Annotated in this window: 19 protein-coding genes and 1 other RNA gene; 8 read left to right on the top strand and 12 right to left on the bottom strand. The window is 60.5% G+C overall.

What is annotated here, in order from left to right; all coding sequences use genetic code 11:
• Nucleotides 1-23: 23 nt before the first annotated feature.
• From ACQY1L_RS05310 to ACQY1L_RS05270, 9 genes are all read right to left on the bottom strand, one after another.
• The gene (locus ACQY1L_RS05310) at nt 24-1,772 is read right to left on the bottom strand and encodes a peptidoglycan D,D-transpeptidase FtsI family protein (protein ID WP_062581106.1); all 1,749 of its coding nucleotides are present in this window, start codon (nt 1,770-1,772) and stop codon (nt 24-26) included.
• Complete coding sequence (ftsL, locus tag ACQY1L_RS05305) at nt 1,772-2,239, bottom strand: cell division protein FtsL (RefSeq protein ID WP_062581108.1); 468 nt, start codon at nt 2,237-2,239, stop codon at nt 1,772-1,774. Before ftsL ends, ACQY1L_RS05310 begins: the two co-directional genes overlap by 1 nt.
• A gap of 3 nt (nt 2,240-2,242) precedes the next feature.
• A complete protein-coding gene (rsmH, locus tag ACQY1L_RS05300) occupies nt 2,243-3,268 on the bottom strand; it encodes a 16S rRNA (cytosine(1402)-N(4))-methyltransferase RsmH (RefSeq protein ID WP_062456153.1) in 1,026 nt (341 codons plus the stop codon).
• A gap of 14 nt (nt 3,269-3,282) precedes the next feature.
• A complete protein-coding gene (gene mraZ / locus ACQY1L_RS05295) occupies nt 3,283-3,717 on the bottom strand; it encodes a division/cell wall cluster transcriptional repressor MraZ (protein WP_062457964.1) in 435 nt (144 codons plus the stop codon).
• Between the two features lie 443 nt (nt 3,718-4,160).
• Nucleotides 4,161-4,607, bottom strand: an RNA gene (gene rnpB / locus ACQY1L_RS05290) — RNase P RNA component class A.
• Between the two features lie 42 nt (nt 4,608-4,649).
• Nucleotides 4,650-5,840: an NAD(P)/FAD-dependent oxidoreductase gene (locus ACQY1L_RS05285; RefSeq protein ID WP_430243170.1), complete on the bottom strand. Its 1,191-nt coding sequence runs from the start codon at nt 5,838-5,840 to the stop codon at nt 4,650-4,652.
• Nucleotides 5,841-5,907: 67 nt separating this feature from the next.
• Nucleotides 5,908-6,534 carry a lytic transglycosylase domain-containing protein gene (locus ACQY1L_RS05280; protein WP_430243833.1) on the bottom strand — a complete coding sequence of 209 codons (627 nt, stop codon included), beginning with the start codon at nt 6,532-6,534 and terminating at the stop codon, nt 5,908-5,910.
• A 243-nt stretch (nt 6,535-6,777) separates the two neighbouring features.
• Entirely contained in the window at nt 6,778-7,548 is a 771-nt protein-coding gene (locus ACQY1L_RS05275; RefSeq protein WP_062456144.1) for an N-acetylmuramoyl-L-alanine amidase, read from the bottom strand.
• Nucleotides 7,545-8,288, bottom strand: coding sequence for a J domain-containing protein (locus ACQY1L_RS05270; RefSeq protein WP_062456142.1), 744 nt, complete (start codon nt 8,286-8,288; stop codon nt 7,545-7,547). Before ACQY1L_RS05270 ends, ACQY1L_RS05275 begins: the two co-directional genes overlap by 4 nt.
• A 354-nt stretch (nt 8,289-8,642) precedes the next feature.
• Between ACQY1L_RS05270 and ACQY1L_RS05265 the strand changes: the two genes are divergently transcribed.
• From ACQY1L_RS05265 to ACQY1L_RS05255, 3 genes are all read left to right on the top strand, one after another.
• Nucleotides 8,643-9,854, top strand: a complete 1,212-nt coding sequence (locus ACQY1L_RS05265; RefSeq protein WP_430243167.1) for a pyrophosphate--fructose-6-phosphate 1-phosphotransferase — start codon at nt 8,643-8,645, stop codon at nt 9,852-9,854.
• 49 nt (nt 9,855-9,903) lie between these two features.
• Nucleotides 9,904-10,539, top strand: coding sequence for a hypothetical protein (locus ACQY1L_RS05260; RefSeq protein ID WP_062456138.1), 636 nt, complete (start codon nt 9,904-9,906; stop codon nt 10,537-10,539).
• A gap of 112 nt (nt 10,540-10,651) precedes the next feature.
• Nucleotides 10,652-11,794, top strand: a complete 1,143-nt coding sequence (locus ACQY1L_RS05255; protein ID WP_430243165.1) for a transglycosylase SLT domain-containing protein — start codon at nt 10,652-10,654, stop codon at nt 11,792-11,794.
• On the opposite strand, the gene ACQY1L_RS05250 is transcribed toward ACQY1L_RS05255, so the two are convergent.
• Nucleotides 11,734-13,092, bottom strand: coding sequence for a serine hydrolase domain-containing protein (locus tag ACQY1L_RS05250; protein WP_430243163.1), 1,359 nt, complete (start codon nt 13,090-13,092; stop codon nt 11,734-11,736). The genes ACQY1L_RS05255 and ACQY1L_RS05250 overlap by 61 nt on opposite strands.
• Before the next feature lie 108 nt (nt 13,093-13,200).
• Between ACQY1L_RS05250 and ACQY1L_RS05245 the strand changes: the two genes are divergently transcribed.
• The 5 genes from ACQY1L_RS05245 to ACQY1L_RS05225 all read left to right on the top strand — a co-directional run bounded on the left by ACQY1L_RS05245 (nt 13,201) and on the right by ACQY1L_RS05225 (nt 18,435).
• Nucleotides 13,201-14,460: a DUF3419 family protein gene (locus ACQY1L_RS05245; protein WP_430243161.1), complete on the top strand. Its 1,260-nt coding sequence runs from the start codon at nt 13,201-13,203 to the stop codon at nt 14,458-14,460.
• On the top strand, nt 14,460-15,143 hold the full coding sequence (locus ACQY1L_RS05240; protein ID WP_244508751.1) for a class I SAM-dependent methyltransferase: 684 nt from the start codon (nt 14,460-14,462) through the stop codon (nt 15,141-15,143). The genes ACQY1L_RS05245 and ACQY1L_RS05240 overlap by 1 nt, the downstream gene beginning before the upstream one ends.
• A 133-nt stretch (nt 15,144-15,276) precedes the next feature.
• Complete coding sequence (locus ACQY1L_RS05235) at nt 15,277-16,071, top strand: glycoside hydrolase family 25 protein (protein WP_062456127.1); 795 nt, start codon at nt 15,277-15,279, stop codon at nt 16,069-16,071.
• A gap of 130 nt (nt 16,072-16,201) precedes the next feature.
• Nucleotides 16,202-17,431 carry a lytic murein transglycosylase gene (locus ACQY1L_RS05230; protein ID WP_192086331.1) on the top strand — a complete coding sequence of 410 codons (1,230 nt, stop codon included), beginning with the start codon at nt 16,202-16,204 and terminating at the stop codon, nt 17,429-17,431.
• A gap of 89 nt (nt 17,432-17,520) precedes the next feature.
• Nucleotides 17,521-18,435: a DMT family transporter gene (locus ACQY1L_RS05225; RefSeq protein WP_174196505.1), complete on the top strand. Its 915-nt coding sequence runs from the start codon at nt 17,521-17,523 to the stop codon at nt 18,433-18,435.
• Nucleotides 18,436-18,846: 411 nt separating this feature from the next.
• Here the strand turns inward: ACQY1L_RS05225 and metF are convergent, their stop codons facing one another.
• Nucleotides 18,847-19,743, bottom strand: coding sequence for a methylenetetrahydrofolate reductase [NAD(P)H] (gene metF / locus ACQY1L_RS05220; RefSeq protein WP_430243158.1), 897 nt, complete (start codon nt 19,741-19,743; stop codon nt 18,847-18,849).
• Nucleotides 19,744-19,753: 10 nt separating this feature from the next.
• The gene (locus ACQY1L_RS05215) at nt 19,754-20,752 is read right to left on the bottom strand and encodes an ArsR/SmtB family transcription factor (protein WP_062456111.1); all 999 of its coding nucleotides are present in this window, start codon (nt 20,750-20,752) and stop codon (nt 19,754-19,756) included.
• Between the last annotated feature and the right edge of the window lie 82 nt (nt 20,753-20,834).

Genomic DNA, 20,834 nt, shown 5'->3' with positions numbered 1-20,834 from the left:
AATCGAGGGCCCGTTCTTGATCCTCAATAAGACACAAGCAGGGCAGAACCGTCATTGCCGAATTTTGGCTTTACACCGAGAATGGGAGCAGACCGCGCGATGATCTCCTTGACCATGGGTGCTGCGGACATTGCAGCAAGCGCGGCGCCATTGCCTTTGTCGGTCTTCGGCTCGTCGCTGAAGGACAGGACGACATAGCGCGGATTGTCCATCGGGAAGGCAGACAGAAACGCGTTGAAGTTCTTGTCGTGGGCGTAGCGGCCGTTGACGACCTTGTCCGCCGTTCCGGTCTTGCCGCCCACATTGAAGCCGGCCACGCGCGCATTGCGGCCCGATCCGTTGATGCCGTTCCATTCGAACAGGAAGCGCATGTCCTTGCTGGTCGTGGGCTTCATGACCTGGGTGGCGATCTCGTCGGCCTGCGCCTGGGTGCGGGGCAGGAATGTCGGCGGAACGAGCTTGCCGCCGTTGACCAGTGCCGCACCGGCAACAGCCGTCTGTAGCGGCGTTGTCGACACGCCGTGACCGAACGAGATGGTGATGGAGTTGATCTTCTTCCATTCACGCGGCTGACTTGGCATCGCGATTTCAGGCAGTTCGGTCTTCATCCGGCTGAGAAGTCCAAGCCGCGTCAGGAAGTCCTTGTGTCCCGCAATGCCGACCATGTCGGCGATCTTCGCCGTGCCGATGTTCGAAGAATACTGGAAGATTTCCGGAACGCTCAACACGCGCCCCTTGCCATGGAAGTCCTTGATGGTGAAACCGCCGATGCGGATCGGGAAGCGCGCATCGAACGAGCTCTGCAGGTTCATCTTGCCGTCATCGAGACCCATGGCGAGCGTGAAGGATTTGAAGGTGGAGCCCATTTCGAACGTGCTGTTCGACATGCGGTTCATCCAGCCCTTTTCAGCGTCCACGCCGTTCGGGTCGTTCGGATCGAAATCCGGTGCCGATGCCATGCCGAGGATTTCACCGGTGTGAACGTCGATGACGACGGCGCCAGCACCGATCGCCGAGTATTTGCCGATTGATTCGGCAACGACCTGCTGAACGATTGCCTGGACGCGCAGATCGATCGACAACTTGACCGGCTCAAGCGGCTGATCGGAGGTCATGCCGACGGCCGCAAGGTCCGCGAGACCCTGGGAATCGATGTAGCGTTCCATTCCGGCGACGCCGCGGTTGTCGATATTGACGTAACCGACGAGATGCGCAGCAGTTCTGCCACCGGGATAGAAACGGCGCTTCTCAGGCCGGAAACCGATACCCGGGATGCCGAGCGCCAGGATCTGGCTCTGCTGCTTCGGGGTCAGCTGGCGGCGCAGCCACTGGAAATGCGAATTGGAGCGAAGCTTCGTATAGGTGCCCTTCACGTCGAGATCGTTCAGCACGGTCGCGAGCTTTTCGATCACCTCGTCGGCGTCGACGATCTTGTGCGGCTCGGCAAACAGCGAGACGGTGCGGATGTCGGTGGCCAGCACCTCGCCGTTGCGGTCGACAATATCCGGGCGCGACGCCATGAACCGGTCTGCCGGCAGAATGCTCGACGTTACCTCAGGCATCGCAAAGCCGTATTGCACGAGACGTCCACCGATGACGCCGTAGAACGCGACAAAGCCGGCGATCAGGAGGCCGACGCGGTTTTTCGCCTGGGCGGACTTGCGCTTGCGCGTACCTTCGAACGACGCGCCGCGCATCGATGGGCGGCCACGGCCCCCGGCCGAAAAATGCGCCCTGCTCTTCAAAACCATGATTCGTGACAGGAAGGACATCAGCGTCTCACCGATCCGGTTGAATGAACATCAAGAGAAGAAGCACCACGGTTTTTCGGCACCGGTATTTTGGACGGAGGCCTGGACTTTGCAGCCTCGACGCCCTTCAGCGCCGCTGCGACTTCACTGTCCTTGCCGGAAATGATGTCCTCGATGGTGGTCTCGGGCTGCGGCAGACGCGACTTCATCATCGGCAATTCCTTGGGCATGGCGAGTTGCGTCGTATCGGTCGCGCCAAGGCCGAGCTCGGTGCCATAGACGCCGATCAGCCGGTGAAGACGGTTTGGCTGAGTCAAAAGCGCCCAGTCAGCCCTCAAGAGATCGATCGTATCTTTCTCGAGCCTGATCTCGGTTTCGAGACGCCGGACCTCTTCAAGTTTCTCATCGGCGCGATGCTTGATCGAATAGGTCACAACAGCCGTTGCCGTCATGACGCCGATCAGCACGAGATCGAAGCTTCTCAACATCCGTCAGACCCCCAATGTCGAAAGGCTTGCGAGGCTCGGCAGGTCGAAGATCGACATGTCGGAGCCACGCGATTTTGCTTCGGTGCGGATACCGGCGCGCAGCTTGGCGGAACGGGCGCGCGGATTGATCTCCGCCTCCTCCTCGCTTGCCGCCACCATCGCCTTGCCGAGCGGATCGAAGATCGCTTCCTTCACCGCAACCATCGGCAGATGTCTGGAGCCGGAGGTCTTGGACGAGCGATCGGCGAAGAACTGCTTGACGATCCGGTCTTCCAGCGAATGGAAGGTGACGACCACGAGCCGGCCACCGGGCTTCAACGCCTGCTCGGCGGCAAACAGCGCCTGTGCCAGCTCGCCGAGTTCGTCGTTGACGAAAATGCGCAGCGCCTGAAAAACACGCGTCGACGGATGGATCTTGTCCTTGGCTTTACGCGGATTGACGCTCTCGATGAGATTGACGAGATCGCGCGTCGTGCGGAAGGGCTCGGTCACGCGGCGCTTTTCGATGGCACGTGCGATACGACCGGAATGTTTTTCCTCGCCGAGAAAGCCGAAGATGCGGATGAGATCGCCGACCTTCGCGCGATTGACGACATCAGCCGCCGATACGCCATTGCTCGACATGCGCATGTCGAGGGGACCGTTGCGCTGGAACGAGAAGCCGCGCTCGGCCTCATCGATCTGCATCGAGGACACGCCGATATCGAGCACGACGCCATCGAGCCCGCCTTCCGGCGCATGATCGGCAAGCTGCGAGAACTGTGAATGAATGAGAGAGAGGCGACCTGCATGCGCGGCAACAAGAGCCTGCCCATTGGCGATTGCGGAAGGATCGCGATCAAGGCCAATGACGTCAGCACCGGCAGCCAGCAGGGCGGACGAATAACCGCCCGCCCCGAAGGTGCCATCAAGGATGACCTTGCCAGGAAGAGGCTGAAGCGCCTCCACCACTTGGTGCAGAAGAACTGGAATATGGCGAACCGGTCCGCCTTCGGGCTCAGTTTGACCTTCGCCTGGATTCGCCGACATCCCGCTCTCCTGTACTATGCGGGACGTGAACTCAAACGTCCCTCCCGTGCTGCCGCCTGCGCCTCGTGAAATGCTTGCGGCTGCCAAAGCTGAAAATGATCCGAACGCCCGACGAAAGTGACTTCCGAGCTGATACCCGTGAAATCCCGGATGAAATCCGAGACCATCAGCCGGCCTTCCGCATCGAGCCTCATGAAGACACCGCCGCCGTGAATCAGCAGCGACATCCTGTTGGCGTCCGGTGAAAACGGATCGACGGACGCAATCTGCCGCTCGTAGCGATCGAGCAGATCCGGACCGCCGACGCTGATCGCCGGATAGATGAAATCCTGGAGGCAGTAGAGCTCCTGAATTCCGCGCTCGGAAAGAACCGCGCGAAAGCCGGCAGGCACAGAGACCCGCCCCTTCGTATCGATCCTGTTCGTCGCATTCGACAGGAAGCGGCTCATCGCAACAAACACCCGCCCCGTTCGCAAAAGACACGGGAAACTTCCCGCCAGACTGCTTGGATTCAAACAAGGAAGATCCGTGCGGATAAGCAGATGCTTGCCCGATTGTGAGATCGAAACTCTTGATTTGATGGGCAAAATGCCCTTGTGCAGTGCGAATTTGGGATACCATGGGACCATATGGGCGTCAATGGGAGAGGCCCTGCAAGCTCCTCCATGTTCGGATTTATTTATAAGCTGTTAAGTTTAACAAAGGGTTATTGAGCGCTTTGGAGAAACTGCCTTTGCGACCCTTCGCAAGTGATATTTTGACAGTTGCTAAGAGCCGGAAACGCAAGGCGCTTTCCGGCCTGCTCATATAAAAAGCGGCACCGAAATCGGGCAATTTGCATGTCAGATTGCCCCGTCGGGGACGGGCACAATTGACGAATCAGAAGAGAGTAGTGACCAGTTGGCCTGTAAGCCGGGTTCTGTATGGCCCCGGTGCGAACACCGGAACGTGGCAGCCATTCATCTGGGACGCCGTTTACACGTCGCCTCGCGCAACCCACCCGGATGACTGGCCCGGAAACAGGCTGTAGACGTACTTGCGCACGTCCCGCGTCATCCCTATTCGGTCTTGCTCCCGGTGGGGTTTACCATGCCGCTTCCGTTACCGGTCGCGCGGTGGGCTCTTACCCCACCCTTTCACCCTTACCCCGCTATCTCATCGACCCTTGCCGCAATGCGTCATCCGGTCGATCAGAAAGCGGGGCGGTTTCCTTTCTGTGGCACTGTCCCTAGGGTCGCCCCCGCCGGACGTTATCCGGCACCGTGTTTCCGTGGAGCCCGGACTTTCCTCACCCTACCGCCTTTCGGCATTGGTAAAGTGCGGCTGCCCGGCCAACTGGTCGCGCGGCTCTTAGCCGAGATGCGCGGATAAGGCCATAGGCCTACCGGTATTCCGCATGGAAATCGACCGGATAGCCATCGTCGATGATCGACCCGTTAAAGATCAGTTCGGCGCCGAGCCGGCCGATCTCGTCGGAACTCTTGGCGGCAGCGCCACAACCGCCGGTCAGAACACCGATCCGGTCGGACGCTGTCATGGCGACGGCCGGATAGTTGTTTGGCGTGAAAGACGTGACGCAGGCTGCCATGGAAGATCGCGACAGATCGAGCTTCGGCATCAGCCGTTCCATCACGTCGGTCAGGTGGCGCCGGGTCGTCTCGCGTCCGCCGGTCTTGAACCAGTCACGGATTTCTGGCTCTGACGGCAGCAGGAGATCATCCGGATCGCCGCCGATCTTCACATAGGTCTTCCCGTCAGGATAACGGACCGGCGGCAGAAGGTAGATCCCGTCATCCTCCTCGTTCCATTTCCAGATCAGCGATGGCATGGCCTTCAGCTCCTCCATCGCCCCCTCGCCGACCTCGTAGAACGCGATGGTCCTTGCATAGACTGAGAGATCGAGACGAGCGCCGACAAGTGCCTCGTTGATGGAAAAGCCGCCTGCCGCCACAAGAACCTTGTCGGCCGTGTAGCTGCGCCCTTCCGCCGTCGTCACGGTCACGATCGCGCCGTCCTGGCTTACGGCCGAAACGGTCTCGGGGATCAGCGTGGCACCCTGGCGCTCCGCAAGCATGACTTGCGCCTTCACCAGCCGGCGCGGATTTATATGACCCGCCCGCTTCTCCTCCCAGACGCCTTCGGCGCCATCCTGAAAGGCGAAATACGAAAACCGCTTCGAAAGCGCATCATGCCCCAGCGTTTCGGTCTCGACCCCGAGCCGCCCGGCGGCATCGAGCACGCGACCGACATAGGATGGCTGCCCGGCGCGCCCAGGCCCGACCATCAGACAGCCCACTTCCGAGTAGAAATCGATACCGCTTTCGGACGAGATCTCGCCGTAGCGCTCGATCGAACGATTGGCGAGGCGGGCCCAGACTGGATCCTGATCGATCGTCCGGGTGATGCGCGCCTCGTCGTAATGGCTTGCGAACACGCCGTCATGCCGCTGGTAATCGTCAGGTTCGCCCGGCCCGATCAACGCCACACCATCGGTCCATTTGGAAAGATGCCGGGCCGCTGCCGCCCCCATCATGCCGCTTCCGATGATGATGTATTTGAACCGCGCCGCCATGCCCTGTCCTTTCGATTCCCTAGCTCGAATTGCCGCTCTTTTCAGGCAGTTCTAACCGTTTCCGGAATCAGAATACCAGAGGCGCCAGAACGGCATACCCCTTCGGCGGAAAATCGAACGCGAAGGTCTTTTCGATCACATCGTCCTTGTTGTCTTCAAGAACCGCCTCGACGCGCTGACAGTAGCGCTTGGACGTCGGGTTCATACGCTTGGCGGCGTGGCCCGCATTGTATTTAAGGATCGTGCCGCAAATCTTGCCGCCACCCAGATCATGGGCGCCCGCCAGATACTTCATGCCGTAGCGAATGTTGGTTTCCGGATCGTAGAGGCCATAATCAGGGCCCTTGTAGCCCATCAGCCTTGCGGTCGCCGGCTTCACCTGCATCAGGCCGATCTCGCCGGCACTGCCCTTCACAGTCGGGCGAAAATTGCTTTCGATCTGCACGACAGCCTCAGCAAGGTCGAACGGCACATCGTATTGATCGGCATATTTGGCGATCAGCGTCGTATAATGCATCCGGCGAACCATCTGCCTGTCGGTGGCCGTCGGGGCAGCAAACCCGGTTTCGCGTGTCTCCCAGGGAATGGTCAGCGGTTTGACATAAACCCGAACCACGTCTCCGCCGTCTTCGGCACGCACAGATCCACATCCCGCGAAAAGCATGGCAATGCCTGCCGCGACCGCACAAGTCATCTTAGTCAATTCTAAAGTATCTCCGGAACAACAGGCTCGCGGGATATCGTGATACGCAAACATCCCTCGTCGCGACGCCGGACGACGACGCGAGGTTTTACAAGACCTGTAGGTTTATCTTGGCAGCCCCCGTCTGGGGACGCTGCGTTAGCAACTCTTTAGAAAGCCGCATTAAGGAGATCATGTGGCAATGCAAAAAAGCCCTGTCCGCAAACGCTTCCGACAGTTTCGCGAAGCTTGCGCCTAGCTGTATTTCGGCAGTGCCTTGAGCAGCCGATGCAGCGTGTCGATCGTCGAAAAATCGGCAATCCCATCGACCAGGGCGGGCCTGAAATGCCGTTGGAAAGCCTCGACGACGCCCTTCGTGCGATCGCAGAATGTGCCCGTGATTTCAATATCGTATCCGTAGAGCGACAGCATCGACTGCAGGGCCTCGATCGGCTGACCACTTTCGCCGTGCTGGAAAAACCGGCCGCCACTGATCTGACCTGGCTCGACCCAGTGACCGATCCCCGCCAAATACAATTTCTGCCAGGGGAAATTTTCGCCCGGGTCGAGCTTGCGGATGGGGGCGACATCCGAGTGTCCGACGACCCGTTCCCGAGATATTCCCCAGCGATTGCCGCAGTCTCGACACAATTCGACGACCGCATCGATCTGGATATCCGGAAAATGGGGAAGTCCGCCGGGATGTCCGGGATTGGCGATTTCTATCCCGATGGAGCAGGAATTGATGTCCGTTTCGCCGGCCCAGCTGCTTTTGCCCGCATGCCAAGCGCGCCGCGCCTCGGGAACAAGCTGCACGATCCGGCCGTCTTCATGGATGAAATAGTGACTGGAGACCTGGCTCGCCTCGTTGCGAAGCCATGCCAGCGCCTGATCGGCATCAGGCATGCCGGTATAATGCAGGAGGATCATGTCCGGCTGGCGCCCGCCTGCCCTTTCCCCATGATTTGGCGAAGGCTCGACCGTGGCGCGGGCATGATCGGCGGCAAAGGAAGCCGGAATTGTCATGCCGCGCGGCGCTCTTTCTCGATCGCTTCATAGGCCGCGTTGAGCGCGGCCATCCGTTCGGTCGCAGCCGCATGCAGTGTTGCCGGCACGCCGCGTGCGATCAGCCGGTCGGGATGATGCTCCGAAACCAGCAGACGGTACTGTTTGCGGATTGCCGAGAAATCGTCGTCACGCGAAACGCCGAGCACCAGATACGGGTCACGACCGTCGAGATGCACGTGGCGGGCCATGATGCGGCGGAAATGTTCCTCGTCGATCCGGAAGATTTCGGCGATGCGCGCCAGAAACGCCAGCTCGCTCTCATGCACGAGACCATCCGCCTTGGCGATATGAAACAGACCATCGACGACGCTCTCAAGCATCGGGCAGTTTTCCATGTCGCCGCTGCTGCACAGCCCCGAAAGCTTCGTGGCATACGCCTCGTAGCCGGCAATGTCCTGGCGTGCGAGGTTATAGAGACGTGCAACGTTGCGCGCTTCCTCGGCCGGAAAATCGAAAATCTGCTGGAAGGCACTCACTTCGGCTTCGGTGACCACGCCATCGGCCTTCGCCATCTTTGCAGACAGGGCAATGATCGCCACCGAGAAGGAAACCTGGCGCCGGGTTTCCGGATCGCCCTCGAACATGGTGCGGATCGCATCGACGACTCGGTTGAGCACACCGCCCGCGGCATCGCCGACGGCACCGAGCAACCTTTCCCACAGGGAGGACAATTGAAGGCAATTGAAATCGAAAATCATCCCTTAAATGACCAGATAACCGACGTTTTGGCAAGCTGAGGACGGTCCGCTAAAGATTAAACTCTGTTCATGTTTTTCGAACAATCATGCTGAATGCCCGGTCTGTCCGGCAACGGTACAAAGTCGTTGACGGCCAATGGGTCGAAACGCTGACAAAAACGGCCGCCCTATCGTGCCAGCGCAGACCGCATCGCAAGTGATTTCTTTGAAACGATTAGATCGGGGAACGGACAGGAAAAACCTCGAAGCGGCGGAATTTTCTTGAGAAATTCACTTTACAGGCTCCGGCTGGTGTCGCATCCATTCATCCCGTTTTGTCAGTTTCTTGCGCCCTGAGCGCATCAAGGAGGATCGATGTCCAAACAGAAAGTCGCACTGCTGACCGCCGGCGGCCTTGCGCCCTGCCTCTCGTCTGCCGTTGGCGGATTGATCGAGCGCTACTCGGATGTTGCCCCTGATCTGGACATCATTGCCTACCGCTCCGGCTACCAGGGCGTGCTCTTGGGCGACAGTATCGCGATCACATCCGAGATGCGTGAAAAGGCTCCTCTCCTTCATCGTTACGGCGGCTCGCCGATCGGCAACAGTCGCGTCAAGCTCACCAACGCCGCCGATTGCGTCAAGCGCGGCCTCGTCAAGGAAGGCGACAACCCACTGCAGGTCGCAGCCGAACGGCTTGCCAAGGACGGCGTGACGATCCTTCACACGATCGGCGGCGACGACACCAACACGACGGCAGCCGATCTCGCAGCCTACCTCGGCGCCAATGGCTATGATCTCACCGTCGTCGGTCTTCCGAAGACCGTCGATAACGACGTCGTGCCAATCCGCCAGTCGCTCGGCGCCTGGACGGCGGCCGAAGTCGGCGCGCGTTTCTTCGACAATGTCAGCAACGAGCAGACCGCCGCCCCCCGCACCTTCGTGATCCACGAAGTCATGGGTCGCCACTGCGGCTGGCTGACGGCTGCAACGGCACGCGCCTATATCGAGCAGAGCCGCGGCAACGAGTATGTCGACGGCCTCATGATGAACACCGAGCTGAAAAGCATCGATGGCCTCTATTTGCCGGAATTGGAGTTCGACCTCGAACAAGAGTCGGCACGCCTGAAGCGCGTGATGGAAGAACGCGGCACCGTGACGATCTTCGTCTCGGAAGGTGCCGGCATGAATACGATCATCGCGGAACGGGAAGCCGCCGGCGACACCGTCAAGCGCGATGCGTTCGGCCATGTGAAGCTCGACACGATCAATGTCGGTGGCTGGTTCCAGAACCAGTTTGCGGGCCTGATCGGTGCCGAACGCTCAATGGTGCAGAAGTCAGGCTATTTCGCCCGCTCGGCCCCGGCCAATGGTGATGATCTTCGCCTCATCCAGGGCATGGTCGATCTTGCGGTCGAAAGCGCTCTCAACAAGGTGTCCGGCGTCACCGGCCATGATGAAGACCAGGGCGGAAAACTGAGAACCATCGAATTTCCCCGAATCAAGGGTGGAAAACATTTCGATCTGACGGCAAAATGGTTTGGCGAGGTGATGGACCATATCGGCCAGCCCTACGAAACCGTATAACGCGTCGCGCTGAGCGACAAACGAGAGCCGTGGGCTCCGGAGGAATGTGATGACGATCGAAACATGGTTCGCATTTGCCGCGACCGCTGTGGCCCTCGTCATCCTTCCCAACCCGCTGACGAGGACAGTCGCGCTCTATTCCAAGCAGCGCGGCCGTCTAAGCGCAGTCGTGACGGTCCCCGCATTGGCCTTGGGACTGGGTCTCGCCTTCACCGCGGGCCTCGCGCCGCTACTGCTTGTCTGTTTTTACGCGCCATCGGCCATGACCGCGATCGGCTGGGTCGGCATCGCCTACGCCATGGTCTATGTACTCTGGTGCTTCCAGGACCCACAGGTCCGCGCGCCGCTCGCCGACAATGACAATCTGCCGACGCGGCGGTTTGACCGGATCTTCGCAGACGTCTTCGTTCGATGCGTTCGCACCCCCAGATACGCGATCATTCTTGCCGCGCTGACTGCACAGTTTCTGCGCCCTTCGCTGTCGCTTTCGCTCCAGGCCGAAGTGCTGACGGCGATTTTTCTCGCCTCCATCGCTGGCAGTGCGTTGGCACAGGCACTCATCCCCAGCCTTGCGCTGCGGGGCACAAAGCGATTTTCGAGGCGCAATCCAGCCTTGAACAAGCCCGGCACGGTATTCATCGCCAGGCGTGCCGTGACGGCTGGTTTCCGGCGAATCGCTGCTTGAAGAAACAGAAAGCGTCCTTCGACTTGCCGGGCGCCGCCTTATACGTTAATGGAAATCCACAATCGGTGACTTTTTGGCGGGTACGGTAACCATTTCAAATGAGAGCAACCTGATGACGGTGGTCAGATTCGTCAGCCGTAGAGCTGCTGTGGCGCTTGCGATGTCTTCCGTTCTGGCTGGATGCTCCAGCGTTGAGCGCGATACAAAAGTCGCTTCCGGTCAGCCGTCTCAGACCACGTCAGCTGACGGTCAGCTCGTCATCCAGTACAATTCTTCCTCCGCCGATCAATCTCAACAAATGGCGCCCGGCCAGACAATGGCACAGATCGCCAAGAGCGGTCGCATCGCCGTTCCGGTTCCGCCGACCGTAGAAACCGTATCGGCTCAGAATGCTGCCATGGCGTCTCCGACCATGGCGCCGATCGTTGCCTTCACGCCGCCGCCGATCGCAACCGCAGTCCAGCCCGTGAGCCTTGCTTCCGCGCAGCCGCTCAAGCCCGCAGCCGGTTCGGTCATGACCCAGAAGTCGAGCCGTCTCGTGTCGCCGCCGGTCGCGACCGCCGTTGCGTCTGGCCAGATCCAGCCGGCAGCAGCGCAGGCCATCGCGCTCGACGAGGAAGAACTGACGCCGGATATGGTGGCGCTGCAATCGGTCGTGCCGACACCGCGTCCAGCCACGCTTACATCGAGCGCTATTGCTGGTGCTGCAACGCCGGCTGCCGCAAGCTCCACGCTTGCCTATGCAGCCGCACCCCGCGCTGTGGCTGCGGTCTCGGCCATGGGCACTATCAAGGACTTTCCGCCAGCTCCCGGCGAGCCGATGCCGGATACCGCGTCGAACGCGCCTGCAGACCTCAAGAAGCTCATCAAGCGCTATGCCGGTCTCTACGGCGTGCCGGAATCGCTGGTGCACCGCGTCGTCCATCGCGAAAGCAAATACAATCCCAAGGCCTACCACAAGAATGGCTACTGGGGCCTGATGCAGATCAAGTACTCGACCGCGAAGTCGATGGGCTATCAGGGCAAGCCGGAAGGCCTGCTGGACGCCGAGACCAATCTCAAATACGCGATCCGATATCTCCGCGGCGCCTGGCTCGTTGCCGACAACAAGAACGACAACGCCATCCGCCTCTATGCCCGCGGCTACTACTACGACGCCAAGCGCCGCGACATGCTGCATGTGCTGAAGGCCGATCAGAGCCCCACGACACCGGTCGCCTTTGCAACGGCGCCGAACAGCAAGCCCGGTTCGTAACCCAGCGACCGGGGCGTCAGCCCAAGCCGCACCACCACGAGATCCGCCGACGGCATGACAGCGATGGTCTGCCCGTCATGGCCCTGCAGATAGAACGTATCTTCAGGCAGAGCGACGTCGTCTGGCTTTGGTAGCCACGTCTGCATCTTCGAAAACCGTCCGCCCGAGTGCGCATTCGGCTCCTGCATCAGCCGCACGAAGCCGTCCGGCAGCAGACGCGTCCCGTTCCACACTCCGTCGCGCGCCAGAAACAGCCCGAACCGCGCCCAGTCGCGCCCGGTCGCATAGAGGTAGGAACTGCCGGCGAACGTCCCTGCCGCATCGGGCTCCATGACAGCACTTGTCATGCCGAGCGGATCGAACAAGGCCCTGGATGGATAGCCAAGAGCCGTCGCGCGATCACCGATCCTGTCCATCCAGATCCTCGACAGCAATACGCTGGAGCCCGACGAGTAACTGAAACGCGAACCGGGATCGGCCTCGAGCGGGATCGTTTCCGTGAAGGCGGCCATGTCGGGTTCGAGGTAGAGCATCCGCGTGACATCGGCGACGGCACCGTAATTCTCGTTGAAACCAAGCCCGCTTTCCATGGCGAGAAGGTTCGCCAGCGTGATTTCGCGTCGTTTGTCGTTGCTCCACGCTGGCAGAAGATCACGATCTCCGAGCGACATCCGGCCGCTGTTCATCAATGTGCCGATCAGCGCCGCATTGACGGTTTTCGTCATCGACCATCCCAGCAACGGCGTGTCCTTCGAGAAGCCCTCTCCATAAGCCTCGCCGACGATGCGCCCGTTTTTGACGACCACCACCGCCCGCATGCCAGGCCCCGTCAGTGCCTTATCCTCTAGCACCGCCATCACACGCGGATCGCGTTCGACCCCCTGCCCCACCGGCCAGGCCGGAGCTTCATCGACGGAAGGTGATGATCGCGGCGGCAGCGCGACTTGCGGCAACGCCGAACCATCCGGCGAAACGGTGCAGCCGAGGCCAGGCCTGTAGGTTGCCTGATTGGTTCCGATGAAGCCAAGCAGCCCGGCATCGACACGTCCGGCATCGCGGTCAACGGTCACCCGCATCATCAGGAGCAGCGGGTTGCCCGGCGCCTGCACGTCGATCGCCAGCACCTCCTGCGGATCGCGTCCGGCCAGAAACACGTTGGAGCAGACGATCTTGGCCGCATAGCCGCTTCCGACCCGAAGCAGTTGCGGCGGCGCAATGGTGATCCACGCCAGTCCCCCGACGATACCAAGTACCAAGGCTCCTGCAGTTCCCGTCACAATCCGCTTCATCAGGCGCATGCGCAAAATGTCCTTGTTCAACAACAGCCCGCGTCATCCAGCTGTAGCATGCCGGGTTTAGGCCTGCGTTCTACACATCTCGGAATAATTCACGCAGCGAGAGACGCAATGGCCGACGTCGTCAGGGAAACCGGTTTCACCAGCAATCAGAAGCTCAAGGATGCGCTGCTCCAGCACAAACTATTTTCGCGCGAAGGGCTGTCGGAACGGCTGTTCGGGCTCCTGTTTTCCGGTCTCGTCTATCCTCAGATCTGGGAAGATCCAGACGTCGACATGGAAGCAATGGAGCTTTCAGCCGAGCACGCGATCGTCACCATTGGCTCCGGCGGCTGCAACATGCTGGCCTACCTCTCCCGCAATCCGCGCAGCATCGATGTCGTGGATCTCAACCCCCACCATGTCGCGTTGAATCGGCTAAAGCTCGCGGCATTCCGTCATCTGCCGAGCCATATGGATGTCGTCAGGTTTCTCTCGGCGCAAGGTACACGATCGAACAGCGTCACCTTCGACAGACTGATCGCGCCGAATCTGGATCGCGCAACCCGCAGTTACTGGCAGAAGCGGTCTATCACCGGCCGTCGCCGCATCTCCGTGTTCGACCGCAACATCTACCGCACCGGTCTTCTAGGCCGGTTCATCGGCGCGGGACACCTTCTGGCGCGCCTGCATGGCGTCGATCTGACGAAGATGGCGCAGACCAAATCGGTCCGAGATCAGCGCCGCTTCTTCGACGAAGAGATCGCGCCCCTGTTCGACAGAAAACTGGTCCGCTGGATTACCTCGAACAAGAGCTCGCTGTTCGGACTTGGCATTCCGCCGCAGCAATATGACGAGCTGGCCGGCATGGCGACCGGCGGCAGCGATAACGGCTCAATCGCGACCGTGCTGCGGGAGCGTCTCGAAAAGCTCGCCTGTCATTTTCCTCTGAAGGACAATTATTTCGCCTGGCAGGCGTTCGTCCGCCGCTATCCCGCCGCCCACGAAGGCACGCTGCCCACCTATCTCAAGGCCGGCAACTACAAGGCGATCCGTGCCGCCACAGACCGGGTCGCCGTTCACCACGAGAGTTTCACGGCTCTCCTCAAGCGCAAGACGGCAGGCTCAATCGATCGCTACGTCTTGCTGGACGCCCAAGACTGGATGAACGACCAGCAGATCAACGACCTCTGGTCGGAGATCGACCGGACGGCCGCTGTCGGCGCCCGGGTGATCTTCCGGACGGCCGCCGAGCGCAGCGTCATCGAAGGGCGCCTCTCGCCCTCGCTTGCCGCCCGCTGGACCTATCTCGACGAGCGCTCGCAGGCCCTGAACCTGCAGGACCGCTCCGCCATCTACGGCGGTTTCCATGTCTACGCGAAGGCCGACTGATGGCAGAGACCGACGCAGGCAACCTCGGACCGGCCAATCGTGAAGAGATCGGCCATGCCGGCAGGATGGACCGGATGTACCGCTACCAGCGGCATATCTACGACCTCACCCGAAAATACTATCTCCTGGGACGCGATGGCACGATCGCAGGTCTTGCTCCGCCAGTCGGTGGAAGCGTGCTGGAAGTCGGCTGCGGAACCGGCCGCAACCTTCTCCTCGCCCACAAGCTTTTCCCGAACGCGAAACTTTACGGCCTCGATATCTCCGCGCAGATGCTCCAGACGGCAGACGCGAATTTCCGCGGCACGGAAATAAAGCCTATTCTGAAGGTCGCAGATGCCACGACATTCACGGCGGAGGAGTTCGGCGTCAACGGTTTCGACCGGATCCTCATTTCCTATGCCCTGTCGATGATCCCAGACTGGGAGAAGGCGATCGACGCCGCCCTTGCGGCGCTTTCGCCTCAAGGGTCGCTGCATATCGTCGACTTCGGACAGCAGGAAAACCTGCCGAACATCATGGGGTCTGCGCTCAAGTCCTGGCTCGCCCGCTTTCATGTGACCCCGCGCGCCACCCTCGAACAGGCGCTGGAAAAGCGTCTCGCAACGGCAAAGGCCGACATGATGTTCGAGGTGATCGGCCGCGGCTATGCCTGGCGGGCGATCCTTCGCCGCCGGGGATAATCACTAAGCGTATTCCAGATCTTGCTTTCTAACTGAATTTTTACGAGCTTATGGTAAACGGGACGCTACGCCTCCCTTTTGCCCACTCGATCGCGGACAAGGCTCTTTGTCTCTGCCCTAACACGGAACCTTCATGCCCCGGCTTCCAACCGTTCTTTCTGCTGCCGTCCTGTCTGCCGCGCTTCTGATGTCCGGTTGTACGTCCACGAGCTACGATCTGGTCGATACTGGCTCTGTCCGGCAGATGAAGTTCAAGGACACGGATCCGCAGGATTTCGGCGCGAACCATCCGGGCCGCCACGAGGTTCACGGCATCGACCTGTCGAAATGGAACGGCACCGACATCGACTGGCAGACGGTGAAGAAATCCGGCGTCGCCTTCGTCTTCATCAAGGGCACCGAGGGCAAGGACCGCATCGATTCCGCCTTCACCACCCATTGGCGCAACGCCGCCAATGCCGGCATTCCGCACGCGGCCTATCATTTCTACTATTTCTGCTCGACACCGGAAGATCAGGCAGACTGGTTCATCGCCAATGTTCCCAAGGAAGCAAACATGCTGCCGCCGGTGCTGGACATGGAATGGAACCACGCCTCGCCCACCTGCAAGCTGAAGCCGGATCCGCAGACCGTGCGGGCCAGCATGAAACGCTTCATGGACAGGATCGAGGCCCACTACGGCAAGCGGCCGATCATCTACACGTCGGTCGATTTCCACCGCGACAACCTCGTCGGCGCCTTCCCCAACTACCATTTCTGGGTTCGCTCGGTCGCCGCCCATCCGACCAAGATCTATACGGACCGCAAGTGGGCGTTCTGGCAATACACGGCAACCGGCGTTGTCCCGGGCGTCAAGGGCGCAACCGATATCAATGTCTTTGCCGGAAACAGCAAAGCGTGGAAGACGTTTATTGCGTCGGCCGACTGATGTGCTAACCCGCACAAGCTCTCTGGCAATGTATCTGACGTTACGCTAAAACCGGCGCGACCTGAGGGTCTGCGCCCATGTCCACCAGTGACCATGTCGCGCGGAAGAAATCGATTTTAGGAAACCGCTGATGTCTTCGACACTTGTCCGCCGCGCAGCTTTGGCTTGTGCTCTCGCCGCCTGCCTCTCTTCCACCGCCCTTGCCCAGACAGCCACTCAGCCGACCGCTCCGCCAATTCCGGCAGCACCTTGCGGCGGCGATCTTGCGACCTTCCTCGACGGCGTCAAGGCTGACGCGATCAAAGCCGGCGCTACCGCTGCCGCCGCGGATCAGGCATTTGCAGGCGCCGAGATCGACCAGAAGGTTCTGTCACGCGACCGCGCGCAGGGCGTCTTCCGCCAGACCTTCCTCGAATTCTCGCAGCGCACCGTCAGCCAGGGCCGCCTCGATATCGGTCGTCAGAAGATGAAGCAGCTTTCGGACGTGTTCGGCCGCGCCCAGAGCGAATTCGGTGTTGCGCCGGGAGTCATCACCGCATTCTGGGCGATGGAAACCGATTTCGGTGCCGTTCAGGGCGATTTCAACACCCGCAACGCGCTTGTCACGCTGTCGCATGATTGCCGCCGTCCGGGCCTGTTCCGGCCGCAGCTGATCGCGCTGATCGAAATGGTCCAGCACGGCGATCTCGACCCGGCCACCAACACCGGCGCCTGGGCCGGCGAAATCGGCCAGGTGCAGATGCTGCCGGAAGACATCATCGCCCACGGCGTCGATGGCGACAACAGCGGCCACATCAACGTCAAGACGAGCGGTCCCGACGCCATCCTGACGGCGGCCAAATTCATTCAGAGCATGGGCTTCACGCCCGGCCAGCCCTGGATCCAGGAAGTGACGTTGCCGGAAAGCCTGCCCTTCGAAAAGAGCGGCCTCGGCAACGAGATCCCCGCCAGCGAATGGTTCTCCTACGGTGTCACGCCGCGCGATGGTGTCACGTCCTTTGGCAACCTGCCGGCAGCACTCGTTCTGCCGCAGGGCCGCAAGGGACCCGCGTTCCTGACCTATCCGAACTTCGGTATCTACCTGCAGTGGAACCAGTCGTTCATCTACACGACGTCTGCCGCCTATTTCGCCACCCGCCTCTCCGGCGCCCCGCCTTACCTGAAGGGCAACCCGGAACCGGGTCTCGACGATACGGGCATGAAGGCACTGCAGACCAAGCTTCAGGCGCATGGCTATGACGTCGGCAAGATCGATGGCATTCTGGGCTCCGGCACGCGCGTTGCCGTCCAGAAGGAACAGGCACGCCTCGGCATGCCGGCCGACGGCTGGCCGACCCAGGCTTTGCTGTCCGCGCTCTGATCAGCGGGCCTTGCATCACATGACATGAAACGGGTGGCGGGCTGACCGCCGCCCGTTTTATCTTCGAGCAGCATCAATAAAGGCATTCCATGTCATCCGCCGCAGCCAGACTGACCCCCGTCGCCTGGGCATTGCTGTTCGTGCTCGGCCTTCTCTGGGGCGGCTCGTTCTTCTTCGCCCGCATCGCCGTCCAGGAAGTACCGCCGTTCACGCTGGTGTTTTTGCGCCTCGGTCTTGCGGCGCTCGCTCTCCACATCTACCTTCACGGCCGCAACGGAACCTACTCCATCCTTGCCACCCACTGGCGCGCCTTTCTCGTCATGGGCTTCCTCAACAACGCTCTGCCGCACACGCTGATCTTCTTCGGCCAGACGGAGATCGGCGCAGGCCTTGCCTCGATCCTCAACGCGACGACGCCGATCTGGACCGTCATCATCGCCAACCAGTGGACGTCGGACGAAAAGCTGACCGGGGCAAAGCTCGCAGGATGCGCTGCAGGCCTTGTCGGCACCTGCATCCTGATCGGCCCGAGCACGATTACAGATACGGCAGCACCGCTCTGGGCGCTGCTCCTGCCGATCGGCGCCGCGATCTCCTATGGTATCGCCGGCACCTACGGAAAACGCTTCCGCGGCATACCGGCCCCGGTGACGGCCACGGGACAGCTCACGGCGTCGAGCCTGATGATACTGCCGGTCTCGCTGGTTGCGGACCAACCCTGGACGCTTGCTGCACCGTCTCCTCACGTCGTCATGGCTATCGTAGCGTTGGCGTTACTCTCGACCGCGCTCGCCTACCTGATCTTCTTCAGGGTCCTGGCACTGGCCGGCGCAACCAACGCTTCCCTCGTCACGCTGCTCATCCCTCCGAGCGCCATTCTTCTGGGAGTATTCTTCCTCGGCGAACGACTGGAATGGAATGATATTGCCGGCATGGCGGTCATCTGTGCAGGGCTCCTTCTGCTGGATGGGCGAATCCTTCGCACCCGCACAACAGCGACGTAGTCCTCGCTGGAAACGGTACTGTTAACCGTCTGATCGCGATATTTAACACTTTGAAAACTTCCGTTAACGGGGCTTTCCGTTGTCAAATCAATAAGATGGAAAATGATCGGTCGGTTCCGGCCGCATCTTGATGCGCCGCAGCACAGTTTCCCTCTTTCCATTTGCCATGAAACAGACATAAACTCTGTCAGTCAACGCAAGGAGGCAGACATGGGAAGAACCTACCCTCTCAATGTCCTGGTGGTTGGTATTGCGTTTGTGTTCGTCGCTTCGATGTTGTTCATCTAGACGCATTCCAAAACAACGCATGCAACCGGTGACCGGTGATACCTCGGACTGACCGTTTGATAATCGGCAGCATTACAAAAGCGCATGTTCCCGCATGGAACATGCGCTTTTTCATTGTCGGAGCTACGCAGCGTTACCGACGTTCGCAACCTTGTCAGGGTGCCGGCCAAGCCGTTCCAGCACACCTGAGACCAGCGGGACGCGGTTCATCGTGTAGAGATGGAAGTGATCGTGACCGCGGCGCATCAGGTCTGCGATCTGCTCGGCTGCAACATCGGCCGCAACCTTGGCACGATCATCAGGCTTGTCGTCCAGACCTTCGAAACGGGCATCGAGAAACGCCGGAACGGTGGCGCCGCAGCGGCCCGCAAAACGCTTCAGCTGCGTCAGGTTCTGGATCGGCATGATACCCGGCACGATCGGGATGGTGATGCCGGCTGCATGAACGGCCTCGAGATAGCGCTCGAACACCTCATTGTCGAAGAAGAACTGCGTCAGGGCGCGGTTGGCACCTGCATCCGCCTTGCGCTTGAGCGTATCGATATCGGCAGCCATGCTCGGGCTTTCCGGATGCATTTCCGGATAGGCGGAGACGGAAATATCCATGTCGCCATACTCGACCAGCATGCGCACCAGATCGGCTGTGTCGGAGAAACCGTCGGGATGCGGCGTATAGGCCGCGCCGACGCCTGCGCTCGAATCCCCACGCAGCGCAACGATGCGACGAACGCCCGCTGCCCGGTACTCCTCGACAACAGACTTGACCTCCTCGCGCGCGGCATCGACGCAGGTCAGATGCGCAGCGGTCTGGAGTTTGGCATCGTTGATCATACGCTGAACCGCTGCGAGCGTCGGCTCGCGCGTGGAGCCTCCGGCGCCATAGGTCATCGTGACGAATTCCGGCTTGAAGGCTGCAAGCGCATCGACCGTTTCCCAGAGCTGCGTCTGCATCTCATCGGACTTCGGCGGAAAGAACTCGTAGGAGAGCTTGAACGGGGCCTTGGCTGCGGGTGTATCCATGATCAGGCTCCTAGATAACGGTTTCGGCGAGAGCGGGTGTGTCGGCTTTCGCCATCAGCAGGCGACGGTCGCCGGCAAGCCACACGGTCACCGTGAGTGCGCCTTCGCGGCCGGGGCTGAGGTCGATCACCTTCTGGACGTCCAGGCCCACTCTGTTCAGCCACTCGTTCATCGCCTGATGGGAAAACCCGAGGCGCAGATGCGCGTGCTCGTCACGCAGATGCTCCAGCGCATGCGGCGCAAAATCGACGATCAGCAATCGCCCGCCGGGCCGCAGCATGCGGGCGGCTTCGGCGATCGCAAGATCAGGCCGGTCGAGAAAATGCAGCACCTGGTGAATGGTGATTAGATCGAAATCCTGGCCTTCGACAGGCGGATTGAGAATGTCGCCGTGCCGGACCGATGCCTTGACGATGCCTGCATCGTCGAGATTGGACCGGGCGACAGACAGCATGTCGCGGCTGGCGTCGACACCGATCGCGCGGCGATAGCGGCTTGCCAGCAAACGCAGGATCCAGCCCGTTCCCGTGCCGAGATCGAGCAGCGAATCAACTGGCGATGGGCCGATCAGCCGCAGCAGCGCCTCTTCGACCGTCTCGTCGCTGGCATGCAGACGACGGAGTTCGTCCCACTGCGAAGCGTTGCGGCTGAAATATTCCTGGGCCTTCGCCGAGCGCTGGTTTTTCACAGTTGTCAGACGCTCGCGGTCACGCACAAGCACCGGATCATCCTGCGAAGCGGAGGCGAGCAAAGTCTGGACCAGTGCGGCGCCGTTCCCTTCCTGGCGCAGCCGAAAGTAAGCCCAGGCGCCTTCCTGGTATCGCTCGATCAGCGCTTCTTCGGTCAACAGCTTGAGATGACGCGAGATCCGCGGCTGGGACTGACCTAGAATTTCGGTCAGATCCGTGACGGTCAGATCGCCTGCGGCCAAAAGCACCAGCAAACGAAACCGTGTGGGCTCCCCTGCTGTCTTCAGCACATCTACCAGTTCATCGAGGACCAACCCCATACAACACGCCTTCACAATCAACATATAAAGATATGTTTATGTGATTTCAAATTGCCACGCAAGACGCAACGGGAGCTGAGCA

This window comes from Neorhizobium sp. DAR64862/K0K3 (genome assembly GCF_050500185.1).
In the GTDB taxonomy this organism is placed as follows: Bacteria; Pseudomonadota; Alphaproteobacteria; order Rhizobiales; family Rhizobiaceae; genus Neorhizobium; species Neorhizobium soli.
Note: the sequence above shows the minus strand (reverse complement) of the source record. Positions and strands in the feature narration are given on the sequence as shown.